The sequence below is a fragment of the Streptomyces sp. NPDC090127 genome, from assembly GCF_044746945.1.
Taxonomy (GTDB): Bacteria; Actinomycetota; Actinomycetes; order Streptomycetales; family Streptomycetaceae; genus Streptomyces.
The window spans coordinates 428,515-440,870 of the sequence record NZ_JBIVDE010000007.1 but is presented as its reverse complement, the minus strand read 5'-3'; the positions used below and the strand labels follow the sequence as shown (position 1 = coordinate 440,870).

The window sequence follows — 12,356 nt, the reverse complement described above, 5'->3', positions numbered from 1 at the left end:
CCACTCATCCTCCGGCGGAAAGACCGGAGCGAGGCGCCGTCCCCAGGTGGATGCCGACCCTCTTGACCATCAACGTCATCTCGTACGCGACCTGGCCGACGTCCGAGTCGGCGTCGGCGAGCACGGCGAGGCAGCTGCCGTCACCCGCCGCCGTGACGAAGAGGAACGCGTCCTCCAGTTCCACCACCGTCTGCCGGACCCGGCCCGCCTCGAAGTGGCGGCCGACGCCCTTGGCGAGGCTGTGGAAGCCGGAGGCGACGGCGGCGAGGTGCTCTCCGTCCTCACGGGTCAGGTCGGCGGACGCGCCGGTGGCGAGCCCGTCGCTGGAGAGCACCAAGGCCTTGCGGATGGACCCGACCCGCTGGACCAGCTCGTCGAGGAGCCAGTTCAGCTCGCCGTTGCCGTTTCCGGAGGTGTGGGTTCCTGCGGCGTTCGGTGCGGTCATCGACCGTCCCCCTCGGGTGTCGTTCCTGGTGCTGTCGTCTCGGCGTTCTGCCGTCGTCCGCGCTGCCAGCCCCGTTGCATCGAAGCCATGCGGTCGCGCACTTCCTCGGCGTCGCGCTCGAAGTCCTTGGCGGCCGGGGCGGTGGAGCCCGTGGAGGCCGTGGCGTCGGTGCGTTCGTCCGTCTCGCGCAGCTGGGGCGCGAGGCTCGCCTGCCGGACCCGGCGGGGCAGCCCGCCGAACGGCGCGGGGCCGTCGGGCGGTACGGGGACCAGCGTGGGCGGCAGCCCGGGGAGGCGGGTGCCGGAGCCCGGGCCGGTGCCGGACCCGGTGCGCCCGGCTGCGCCGGTGCCGGTGCCTGTACCGCTGGAGGTGCCGGTCCTGGCGCCCGGGCCGGAGCCCGAGCCGAAGTCGCCGCCCGAGCCCGAGCCGCCGCCCGCCGCGGCGCCCGAGCCGGTGTCCCGCGTCTCGGTGTCCTGGGCGGAGACCGGGTGGGCGCGGCCCGGCTCGTCGACGCGGCGGCCTCGGTCCACCACGAGCGTGGGCGGCCGGCGCCGGGGCAGCGGTACGGGTACGGCGTCCTGGGACCGGTCGGGCGACTGGTCCGGGGCCTGCTGGTGCTGCTCGCCGTCCGGCGCGGGGGCGGGGGCCAGGCCGCGGCGGCGACCCCGGGGGCGGAAGAGGCCGCCCCGCTCGCTCTCGGAGTCCTCCAGGTCGCCCGCGGAGGGGGTGAGCAGTTCGTCGAGGTGGGCCGGGCCCAGGGACGCTTCGAGCTCGACGGGCCCGTCGAGCGGCGCGCCCGGCGCGTCGTCGAGAACCCCGCCCGGCACCTTGGTGAGCGCGGGTCGGCGGCCCGAGGGGTCGCTCCCCACGCCGTTCGACCGGCCCTGGGGCGCGCGGCCCACCGTCGAGGTCCGGTCCAGGCGGAAGCCGCTGCCCTCGGTCTCGGGGGCGTCGGTGAGCAGCGCGGCCGGGATGAAGACGACCGCGGTGGTCCCTCCGTACGGCGAAGGTTGCAGCGAGACCCGGACGTTCTGGCGCTGGGCGAGGCGGCTCACCACGAACAGGCCGAGGCGGTCGGTGTCGGAGAGCTCGAACTCGGGCGTCTCGGCGAGACGGAGGTTCGCGTCGAGCAGCAGGTCGGGGTTCATCCCGAGGCCGCGGTCGTGGATCTCCAGCGTGAAGCCGTTCGCGACCCGCTCGCCGAGGACCTGCACGGCGGTGTGCGGGGGCGAGAACACCGTGGCGTTCTCCAGCAGTTCGGCGATGAGATGGGTGAGGTCGGCGACGGCGGGGCCGCCGACGCCGAGCCGGGGCAGTCGGCGTACCTCGATCCGCTCGTAGTCCTCGACCTCGGCGACGGCGGCCCGGACCACGTCCATGAGCTGGACGGGCTTGCGCCACTGGCGGGAGGGCGCGGCGCCGGAGAGGATCACCAGGCCCTCGGCGTGGCGGCGCATGCGGGTGGTCATGTGGTCGAGCCGGAACAGGTCGGCGAGTTCCTCGGTGTCCTCGGTGCGCCGTTCCATGGTGTCGAGCAGAGTCAGCTGGCGGTGCAGCAGGACCTGGTTGCGGCGGGCGAGGTTGACGAAGACCTCGGAGACACCGCGCCGGAGCTCGGCCTGCTTGACGGCGGCCTCGACGGCTGCCCGCTGGAGGGTGTTGAGGGCCTGCCCGACCTGGCCGACCTCGTCGTCCTCGTACCGCAGATGAGGCACCTCGGTCTCGACGTCGACGAGTTCTCCGGCGGCGAGGCGGCGCATCACGCTCGGCAGGCGGACGCCGGAGACCTCCTGGGCCTCCTTGCGGAGCCGCCGCAGGTCGCGGACGAGGTCACGGCCGACCCGGACGGAGACGACGACGGAGACGAGCAGAGCGAGGAAGCCGAGGACGCCGGCGACCCCGGCCTTGAGCAGCACGCTGTACGCGGCGGGCTGGACGCGGTCCTGGTAGCGGTCGCCGGCGGCGGTGTTCTCGCGGGCGAGGTCGTCGAGGACCGGGGTGGACCGCTCCTCCCAGCGGGCGGCGGTGACGGCGCGCGGGTTCTCGGTGGGACCCGCGGCGATCAGGTCCTCCTCCGCGCTGCGCAGCGGCTCGGTGTCGGGGCTGCCCCAGTACCGCTCGAACCGCTCGCGCTCGACGGTCGGCAGGACTTCGAGGTTCACCTCGTACAGGAGCTTGCGCTGGGCGACGAGATCGCTGACCGCGCGGATCTCCTCGGCCGTGACGCGCTCGGACTTGAGCGCGGAGAGGACGAGGGCGTCCTCGCGGGCGAGCATCTCGCGGCCACGGGTGACGCCGACGAGGGCGCGGCCCTGCTTGTCCATCTCCACGTTCTCCAGTGCGTGGAGGGTGGTGAGGAAGCTGTAGCAGGGGTCGACGAGGCGGTTGTAGAACTCCAGCGCCTGGATCCGGCCGATGCTGCGGTTCTCCACGGAGCGGCGCAGCGCGTCCAGACCGTCGAGGGCCGTGAGCAGCGAGTCGAGGCGCTGCGAGGCGACGGGCCGCATCTCGTCCCGGACGGCGGTCTCGGCGGCGTTCCGCCGGAGGAGGACGATCTGACGGTCGGTGGCCTCGCGCTGGGTGCGCAGGGTGGTGAGGGCGTCGGCGCCACGGGGGTCGGCGAGGTAGACGAGCGACTCGCGGCGTTCTTTCTGGATGACGCGCGCGGTGTCCTCGATCGGGTAGCCGACCTTGTCGACGATGTAGCCGACGTCGAGGAGTTGGTCGGCCTCGCGGCCCGTGAGCACGGTCGCGAAGCCCCAGAGGCCGGTCAGGGAGACGAGCGGTACGAGCAGCAACGCCACGATCTTCCGGCGGATGGACTTCCCGCGAAAGCGCATGGCCTCCCCCAGTTCGGCCGGCCTCCGCCCGGCGCGGAGACCTCCTGTGCGACGCGCGGCGTCAACACACAGCGTCAACACAGGGCGTCAACCCTCAGCTTCAACAATCGGCGGCGCGAGCCTACTACTGCATCACAGCCATCTCGAAGGTGCATCCCGGCGATTTTCAGCCTCCTGAGTGAGTGTTGATCAGGAGATGTCCCGCTATCCGAGGAGTTGGCGTTCCGGAGTGTGGCGCAGGACACCCGGTCGGACCTTGCGGTGGGCTGTCGAACGGATGGCTGGAATTTTTCGTTCCGGTACATACGTTTCGATACGTGAGTGGCGAAACCTTTTCCCCCTGTCGATCGTCTTTGGGTACGGGGAGGGGTGTGTCCGTGTAAAGCCACTCAAGGCGGGCAGCCACCCATGAGGACGTCAGTGGTGGGGAGTGACGAAACGATGGAGTACGAGGCAGGGTCCGCGCGGCAGTTGTGGGTGGAGGACGAGAGGGGCCGGCGCCGTATGCCGGACCCGGTGCGTACCGCCGCCGTACGGGCTGTGCTGATCACCTCGGTGACGGTGATACAGGCCATGGTGGCCTTCTTCTCCGCGGTCACGAGTTCGTGGCTCGCGTTCCCGATGCTGCTGTCCACGGTGGGCAGCACGGTCGTGGCGACCTGGAGCGTGCTCGATGTGTGGGTGACGCGTCAGGTGTGGCGGCAGCGGAACGGAGTGGTGTCCGAGCCGAGCAGCACGGCGCGTCCGTCGCGGCGCGAGCGGCGCCGGACGGAGAAGGCCGCACGGGCGGCGGAAGGCGACCCGGGCGCTCCCGGGGCCCGGGCGGAAGGCGACCCGAGCGTCCACGCGGCCCCGGCAGGCGCACGGCGCGCGGAAGCACCGGCGTTGACCGAGGCGGCCCGAGCGGCCTGAACCGGTCTGAGGAAGCGTGTACGGGAACGGCCCGACCCCTTGGGGTCGGGCCGTTCCCGTGAGCACCGCTCAGCGCGCGGCGGGCTCCTCCGTCTGCGAGCGGCGGTACATCCGGGTCGCCGTGATCTCGCCGTGCACGGCGGCGTTCTCGGCGGTCGGCTGCGGGAGGCCGGGGCGCAGATGCTCCTCCACGCTGATGTACTTCAGCCCTGCCCGCAGGTCCGCGTCGTTGCGCAGCCGGATGACCAGCGGGAACTCGGCGAGCGCGGTCGTGTCGAACAGGCCGGTCGTGTACAGCAGCTGGACGCCGAGCGCGTCCGAGACGGCCCGCTGGAGCTCCAGCAGGTACGTCGCGTTGGCGCGTCCGATCGGGTTGTCGAGGAACAGGGTGCCCGCGTGACGGTGCTTGTCGCGGCCGCGGTCGTTGGAGCGCAGGGCGGCCATCGTGCAGTAGAGGGCGATGGCGGCGGTGAGGAGCTGGCCGCCGGAGAAGACGTCGCCCATCTGGCCGACCGGTACGCGCTCGGCCCGCAGCACGGCGTCGGGCTTGAGGATCTCGACCGCGATGCCGCGCGGCTCCAGCGCCGCCTGAACTCCCCGCAGGAGCAGGGACATACCGTCCCGGCGCATGTCCGCGTTCTTCTTGACGGCGGCGCGGGTCGCCTCGTCGATGACCTCGCCGAGCCGCTCGGTGAGCGTGGCCTGGTCCGGCTCCTCGAAGCGGATGCGCAGGAACTCCTGGCCCGACCACTCCCCGAGGCCCTCCGGAAGGCGTGAGAGCCGCTGTGCGGAGCGGAGGGTGGTCAGCGCGGACTCCACGAGGCCGCGCAGCCGGTCGACGATGGAGTCGCGGTTGCGCTCCAGCTGCTCCAGCTCGTCGGTGAGGACTCGGAGCCGGGGCGCGAAGGCGTCGGCCCACTTCGCCGCGTGCTCGGGGAGCGCGGCGGCGGGCAGTTCGCGGATCTGCTGGCGGGCGGGGGTGCGGACCTGCTCGTAGCGGGTGGAGTTGGCGTGCCGGACGAGGATGTCGCTCGCCTCGCGGACGGCCGCGTCGGCCCCCGAGAGGTCGGCGGCGCAGCCGCGCAGCGAGCGACGGGCCTCCGCGGCGGTCTGCCGGGCCTCCTCCAGGGTCCCGGGGTACGGCTCCGGGCCGTCCTCCTCGTCCTCGGCGTGGTCGCGGAGCAGGTCGCGCAGGAGGGCGGCCGTCTCGTCGAAGCCGCCGGCCGCGTCCTCGGCGGCGCGGTGGGACCGCAGGAGGCCGGCGTGCGCGGTGCGGGCGGCTTCCAGGGCGTCGCTGCGGGCGGCGAGTTCGGTGGTCGCGGTACGGAGCAGGGTCTGGGCGTGCTCGGCGTCGGCGGGGACCAGTTCCTCGGGGAGCTCGGTGTGCGACGCGCCGTCCTCGGGGGCCAGCCGCTCGGACTCGCCGCGCAGCCTGCCGAGCTTCTCGCTCGCCTCGGTCGCGCGGGTCTCCAGCATCTGGACGAGGGACTCGGCGCGGGCGGCCGCGGCCTGGCGGGACGGTCCGTCGGCGCCGTCCGTCGACTCCAGGAGCTGTTCGGCGCGGACCCGGACCTTGTTGGTGAGGCGGTCCAGTTCGGCGAGGGCGGCGGACTCGTCACTCTCGGCGCGGGCCTGCTCGGCACGGAGGTCGGCGCCGACGCCGACCTTCTCGTACAGCTGGGACGCGGCGCGGTACGCCTCGCGCAGGGTGGGGAGCGCGGTGCGCGGGGCGTCCGCGTCCTCCTCGGGGAGCTGGTCGGGGGCGCCGGCGATCTCGGCGCGCTCGGCGCGCAGGGCGCGGGCGGTGCGGTGGGCGTCGTCGGCGGCGCGCTGGGCGGCCCGGCGGTCCTCGTCGGCGGCCCGGGCGCGCTCCAGGCAGGTCTGGGCGCGGGCCTCGGACTCGGTGGCGTCGTCGGCCAGTTCGCGCAGCTTGGCCTGCCAGGCGGAGCGCTCGCGCAGCCGGAACGCGAGGCCGGCCAGAGCGTCGGCGGCGCGGCGGGCGCGCTGGGCGGCCTCCTGCCGTTCGTCGCGTACGGAGGCGGCGTCGGCGGCGGCCTCGTCGGCCTCCGCCCGTACCGTACGGGCCTCGGTCAGGGTGGCCGCGGCCGTTTCGGCGCTCTCGCGGGCGGTGGCGGCGACGGCGGCCAGTTCGGCGAGCATGCCGGGCGGGCAGTCGGCGCGCCAGGAGCCGATCCGGGCGGCGAGCGAACGGTCGCCGGTGAGCCGGGCGGCGAGCGTGCGGATCTCCTCGTCGCGGGCGGCGGCGCGGGCGCGCAGGGCGTGGCGTTCCTCGTCGGCGGCGTGCTCGTCGTGCATGGCCGGGTTCGGCGGCACGAGGAAGACCCCGGTGTCGTCGCCGGACTCGGGGCTCGGCACGGGCGCGAGGAGCGCGGCGGCGGTGCCGACGGCGACGGCGGAGCGCGGCAGCAGAGCGGCGGTGGACAGCACCTCGCGGGCGCGGGCGTACGAGACGGGGTCGGTGATCACGACACCGTCGACCAGCTCGGGGCGGGCGGCGAGGACGGCTGCGTGGTCGGCGGGGTCGACGGCCTGGGCGAGGTAGCGCCAGCCGGGGAGGGCCGGGATGCCCTGCTCGCCGAGGTACTCGACGGTGGCGAGGACGTCCGGTCCGGGCGGCAGCAGGCCGCCGTCGCCGAGGGCGCCGAGGATGCGGGAGTCGTCGGCGGCGGCCGTGCGCAGGTCGAAGAGCTGGCGCTCGGCGGAGGCGATGGACTGGTCGAGCAGGCGCCGCAGTTCGTCCGCGTACCGGTCGAACTCGGTGACGGTGAGCGGGCCGTGGGCGCCTTCGGGGCCGGTGGCGCGCTCGAAGGCGGTGGTGCGGTGCGATCCGGTGGCGCGGTCGGTGCCGTTGGTAGCGGTGGTGCCGTCGGGGGCGGTGATGCCGCCGGGGGCGGGTTCGCGCGGCGGGAAGCCCTGGCCCGCTGCGACGGCGCCCTGGGAATCCGCTCCCCCGGCCTCGCCCGCGCGCTGGCCAGGAAGCGGCGACGGGGGCTGTGGGGGCAGGCTGAGGAGCTCGGCGAGACGCTCGTCGCCGGCGAGGGACTCCGCCGCGCGGCGCTCCGCGTCATAGGCGTTCTCGGCGGCGTCGGCCGCGTCCGTGGAGCGGGCCGCGGCGAGTTCGGCGCGGGACTCCGCGGCGGCCGCCTCGCGGGCGCGGTCGGCCGCCGCGCGGGCGGCGTCGCGGGCCGCGTCCCAGGCGGCGACCGCGGTCTTCTCGGCGTCGCTCGCGGCGAGGGCGGCGCGGGCCGGGTCGGCGTCCGGGGCCGAGTCGTCGAGCCAGCCCGCCCGTACCGCCTCGGCCGTCTCCTGCTCCACCTCGGCGAGGCGCTGGCGCAGGTGCCCGGCCTCGCTGCGGGCGCGCTGGGCCTCGGTCGCGGCGACGGTCGCGTCGCGGTGGGCGGTCTCGCCCGCCTCCTGGAGGGCGGCGGAGCGCTCCTCCTCCTCGGCGGCGTGGCGCGCGCCGTCCTCCGCGGCCGCGTGCAGGGCCCGTACGAGATCGGCGGCGGCCTTGGCGCGGGCGGCCAGCGCGGGGGCGGCGTCGATCTCGGCCTCGCGGATCGCGGCGGCCACGCGCGCGGAGCGGTCGCTCGCGGCCCGGTGGCGGAGCACGGCCTCCGCGGCCTGCCAGGCGGAGTGCAGGGTCCGGGCCTCGATGAGCTCGCGGCGCTGGGAGGCGGCGCCCTTCTCGGCGACCGTCAGGGCGAGCGAGGCGTGGCGGAAGGCGAGTTCGGCGGCGATGCGGGAGCTGCGACCGCGGGCGGTCTCCGCCTCGGAGACGGCGTGCGCGGCGGAGGTGACCTGCTGGGCGAGCTCTGCCGTACGGACGCGTTCCTCGGTGGCGCGGGCGGCGAGCCGGCGGGCGAGTGTGCGCGTACGGCGCTCGGCCCCGGCGTGCACCTCACGCGCGCGTGCCCGGGTGCTGGCGGCCTCGACGATGCGGCCGAGGAGGTCGACGGACCCGGCGGTGAAGTCGCGCTCGGCGGTGAGCTCGGCGCGCCGGCCGAGCTTGTTGCCGAAGCCGCTGACCAGGTCGGCGAGGCCGTCGGTGTCACGGGTGTCGGTGACGGCCCGCAGGAGCAGGTCGGTGAAGTCGGAGTCCTTCTTGACCGCGAAGAGGCCGGCGGCCTCGCCCTCGTCGGCGTTCATCTCCCGCTGGTAGCGGAAGAGTTCGGGGTCGAGGCCCAGATCGCCGAGGTGTTCGTTCCAGCGGTCGTGGATCTCCTCCCAGTACACCTCCAGGTGCGGGTACGCCTTGCCCGCCTCCGTCAGGGCGTCGCGGAAGCCCTTCATGGTGCGGCGGCGGCCCTGCGCGCCGGACGCGCCCTCGACGGGCGGGCGGACCGACGTGGCCTCCGCGACGGGCAGGTTGTCCAGGCTGAGGCCCGGTCCGGGGCGGAAGGAGTACCAGGCCTCGGCGAACTTCCGGGGGTCGTTGGAGACCTGGCGTCCACGCCACTCGCTGGCCTTGCCGACCACGACGAGCTCACCGGTGAGCGTGTGTTGCCACTCCAGGGCGACATGGCCGCAGTCGTCGGCGAGCAGGAACTTGCGCAGTACGCCGGAGCTGGCGCCGCCGAGGGTGTTGCGGTGGCCGGGGAGCATCACCGAGAAGATCAGCTTGAGGAGGACGGACTTGCCGCCGCCGTTCTCCAGGAAGAGCACGCCCGCGGGGGCGGGGCGGCGCGGCGGGCCGACCGGCTCCTCCTCGAAGAACTCCGCCTGTGTGGGGGCGGGGTGGGGCACGGGCGCGCCGACTCCGCGCAGGTCCAGGACGGTGTCGGCGTAGCGCGCACCGGCGGGGCCGATGGAGTAGAGACGGACCCGGGACAACTCGTACATGGCGGCGGTGCTCTCAGTCGTCTTCTGAAGCTGCTGAAGTCTGGCGGTTACGCGTGGAAGGGCAGGCCGGCGTCGGCGGCGAGCTCCAGGTCGTCGCCGTCGGGCGGCGGCAGGAGGGTCGCGCTGCCGTCGCTGACGGGGACGACGCCGAGGTCGATCAGTTCGGCCATGGCGGCGCTGCCGGCCATGTCGCGGACCTGGAGCTGGTAGCGGGCGGTGGTGCGGTAGGCACCGCCCGCGTCGTCGCCGGTGCGCTGGAGGAAGCCGGATTCGGTGAGGAAGGCGACGGCCTTGCCGACGATGCCGGTGGTGGAGCCGGCGAGGCGACGGGCGTCCTTGGTGGCGCCGGTGGCGCTGCGGCGGGCGTAGATCCGCCAGGCGGCCTCCAGGCCGGGGGCGTCGGAGGCCGGGTCGGTGTTCTCGCCCTGTTCCTCCGCGCGCTCTTCGAGGCGGCGGCAGGCCTGGCGTACGAAGGCGTCGACGCCGTTCACGGTGAGGCGGCCGATGTAGCCGTCGTCGGCGAGGTCCTCGGGGCGGGGGAAGGCCATGGCGGCCACGGCCAGGTGGGCGAGGCCGTGCAGGAAGCGGTCGGCCGAGTCGGTGTTGGCGCGGCGGGCGTAGTCGCCCATGCGGACGGCGAAGACGGAGTCCTCGCCCGCGGTGACGGCCATCCCCGCGCGCGGGGAGACCTCCAGGACGACGAGCCCGAGGCCGGTCGCGACGGCGTCGGCGAGGCGCGCGAAGGCGGCGTCCTCGCGGTAGCGCCGGAGGAGCTCGGTGTACTCGGCGTCGCGGGCGGGCAGCAGCTTGGGCTGCAGCCCGAACGACACGAGCCGGGCGGCGTCGGCCGCGTCGGCGGGGGTGACGGCGTGCGGTGCGGCGGGGGTGTGCGGGGGCTCCGGCTCGCTCCACGCGTCGGCGTGCTCGGCGTGGTGTTCGCTCACGGCTGGGGCTCCTCGGTGGGGACGGTCGGGTCCGTGGGGGCGGTGGGGGCGGTCAGGGGCGTGGTCGGGGGTGCGGCCGCTTCGGGGCCGGTCGGGGGCGCGGCCGGTTCGGGGCCGGTCGGGGGCGCGGCCGGTTCGGGGCTGGTCGGGTCGGTGGGGGCGGTCGGGGGCGTGGTCGGGGGCGCGGCCGGTTCGGGGCCGGTCGGGGGCGCGGCCGGTTCGGGGCTGGTCGGGGGCGCGGCCGGTTCGGGGCCGGTCGGGGGCGCGGCCGATTCGGGGCCGGTCGGGTCGGTGGGGGCGGTCGGGGGCGCGGCCGGTTCGGGGCGGGACAGCGGGAGGCGGACCGGGGTCACCCACACGGCGGGGCGGCGGGGCGGGGCCGCCCGGTCCGGCTCCGCCGGGCGCGTGACGGCGAGCCGCATGGCCCGTACGTACGGCGCGGGGCTCCGCCGGGCCGGCGCGGGCGGCGGCACGGGTACGACACCCAGGACCATGGCGACCTGGGCCGCCCCCGGGGCGGGCGCGGCGCCCAGGGCCCCGGGCGCCTCCGGGCCCGCGGGGAGCGGGCCCTCGGAGTCGACCGGCCGGGCGGGCAGGGCCGGGACCTCGGTGTCCGGCTCCCGGTCGGGCAGGGCCGGCATCTCGGGGTCGGCCGGCCGGTCGGGCCGGGGCTCGGGGGTCGTTCGGGGGACCGTCTGGCCGGTGGTCATGAGGCCTCCGAGCGGTCCGCCGCCATGCCGAGTGCGTCGAGGAGCGCCGTACCCACTATCAGGTCGGCGCCGCCGAACTCCGGGTCGTCCAGCTGCGTGCCGTCGTCCACCGCGAAGAGCAGGCGCTCCTCGCCCTGGCGGTACGCCGTGCCGACCGGGGGGCTCGCGGCGTGCACGGCGAGGAGAGCGACCAGGTACGGGAGGTCGGTGTCGCCGGGGTCGCGGAGGCGGGCCTCGGCGAGCAGGCCGGAGAGGCGGCGCGGGGCGTCGTGCTCCAGGTCGAGCAGCTCCCGCGCGGTCGCGAGCTGCTCCTCGCTGAAGCGGCTGTCGTCGGGCGTGGCGATCAGGTCGGGCTCGGGCATCTCGGCGCCCAGGTGCTCGCGCTCGACGGGCGGCGTGAGGAGCATGTCGACGAGGTCGCCGACGCGCACGGACGCGGGGGTGCGCAGCCCGGTGCCCCGGGCGAAGAACGCGTCCGTGACCCTGGTCGCCTGCTCGACGGGGAGCGGCAGGATCGGTGCGACCAGCTGCCCGTAGAGGTCTATCCCGGTGTACGAGGTCGGGGCGGCGAAGGCCTGCCGGTCCTGCTCCGCGCGGAAGAGCGGGCCCGCCTCCAGGAGGCGGGACTGGAGCTGGGTGTGGCGGCGGATGCAGTCCTTGACGATGTCGACGAGCTCGGCGGCGCGGCGCTTGTGCTCGGGGTCCTCGGCCTCGTCACGGGCCTTGCGGATGTTGGTGAGGATCGCGTTCTCGTGGCGGTAGCGGTCGGCCACGTGGTCGAGGGCCTCGGCGATCATGTCCGGTACGGCCTGGAGCCAGTCCACCGCGCGCACGTTGCGGCGGGTCGCCTCCAGGGTCTTGCGGAGGGTCTCGGCGTACTGCACGGTGCGGTACCGCGCCTGCTCGGCGGCGAGCTGGGCGTCGGCGAGCCGGCCCCGGTTGATCAGCACCTCCAGCTTGACCTCGGCGGCGATCTGGGCGCTGGTGACATCGGTGTCGAGGGCGCCGACGAGGACGTTGACCGCCTCGTCGGTCGTCCGGAGGTAGACCCCGCCGCCGTAGCCGGGGACCTCTTCGAGCAGTTTGAAGTCGTAGTCGCGGCGGGTGTAGACGCCGTCCGCACCGAAGGTGCCGTAGACGGCGCGGAAGCCGCGGTCCACGCTGCCGACGTTGATCAGGTTCTCCAGGACCCAGCGGGCGACCCGCTCGTGCTCGGCGGCGGGTCGGGCCGGTGCCTGGGCGGCGACGCGGGGCAGCAGGCGGGCGACGATCTGCTCGTGGTCGGCGCCCGTGTCGAAGTCCATGTTGAGCGTGACGAGGTCGATGGCGGAGAGGGCGACCTCGGCCATCGCGTAGACCGAGTACTCACCGGCCAGGTTCGCCTTGCGGGTGTCCAGGTCGTGCAGCGGGGCGGTGCAGGCGAGCGCGCGGAGGCGCCGCGCGAGCCCTTCGTCGGCGGCCGGGCCCGGTGCGGGCCGCGGCCCCGCGCTGAGCTGGGGCGGAACGAGGTCCGTCGAGGCAGGCGAAGTCACGGTGCACAGATTAGGTCCTCGAACTGACAACGGTCGAAACGGCGCAGATACCACCCGTCGGGCAGGACCCGCGAGGACGCGTCGGCCGCGGCGAACGGCGGGACCGGACCGTC

At 75.1% G+C, this 12,356-nt stretch carries 7 protein-coding genes; 1 reads left to right on the top strand and 6 read right to left on the bottom strand.

What is annotated here, in order from left to right; all coding sequences use genetic code 11:
- Nucleotides 1-4 precede the first annotated feature (4 nt).
- Entirely contained in the window at nucleotides 5-445 is a 441-nt protein-coding gene (locus ACIPPS_RS26630; protein ID WP_401436796.1) for a roadblock/LC7 domain-containing protein, read from the bottom strand.
- Complete coding sequence (locus tag ACIPPS_RS26625; protein ID WP_401436794.1) at nucleotides 442-3,285, bottom strand: nitrate- and nitrite sensing domain-containing protein; 2,844 nt, start codon at nucleotides 3,283-3,285, stop codon at nucleotides 442-444. Before ACIPPS_RS26625 ends, ACIPPS_RS26630 begins: the two co-directional genes overlap by 4 nt.
- 441 nt (nucleotides 3,286-3,726) lie before the next feature.
- Here ACIPPS_RS26625 and ACIPPS_RS26620 point away from each other — a divergent pair, with 441 nt between their 5' ends.
- Nucleotides 3,727-4,197, top strand: coding sequence for a hypothetical protein (locus ACIPPS_RS26620; RefSeq protein ID WP_401436791.1), 471 nt, complete (start codon nucleotides 3,727-3,729; stop codon nucleotides 4,195-4,197).
- A gap of 69 nt (nucleotides 4,198-4,266) precedes the next feature.
- Here the strand turns inward: ACIPPS_RS26620 and ACIPPS_RS26615 are convergent, their stop codons facing one another.
- The 4 genes from ACIPPS_RS26615 to ACIPPS_RS26600 are packed head-to-tail and all read right to left on the bottom strand — an operon-like array spanning nucleotide 4,267 to nucleotide 12,243.
- Nucleotides 4,267-9,057: a hypothetical protein gene (locus tag ACIPPS_RS26615; protein ID WP_401436788.1), complete on the bottom strand. Its 4,791-nt coding sequence runs from the start codon at nucleotides 9,055-9,057 to the stop codon at nucleotides 4,267-4,269.
- Nucleotides 9,058-9,104: 47 nt separating this feature from the next.
- Nucleotides 9,105-10,001, bottom strand: coding sequence for a hypothetical protein (locus ACIPPS_RS26610; RefSeq protein ID WP_401436785.1), 897 nt, complete (start codon nucleotides 9,999-10,001; stop codon nucleotides 9,105-9,107).
- Nucleotides 9,998-10,711 (bottom strand): hypothetical protein, encoded by a 714-nt coding sequence (locus ACIPPS_RS26605; protein WP_401436782.1) that lies wholly within the window; start codon nucleotides 10,709-10,711, stop codon nucleotides 9,998-10,000. The genes ACIPPS_RS26610 and ACIPPS_RS26605 overlap by 4 nt, the downstream gene beginning before the upstream one ends.
- Nucleotides 10,708-12,243, bottom strand: coding sequence for a hypothetical protein (locus ACIPPS_RS26600; protein WP_401436780.1), 1,536 nt, complete (start codon nucleotides 12,241-12,243; stop codon nucleotides 10,708-10,710). Before ACIPPS_RS26600 ends, ACIPPS_RS26605 begins: the two co-directional genes overlap by 4 nt.
- Nucleotides 12,244-12,356: the final 113 nt, after the last annotated feature.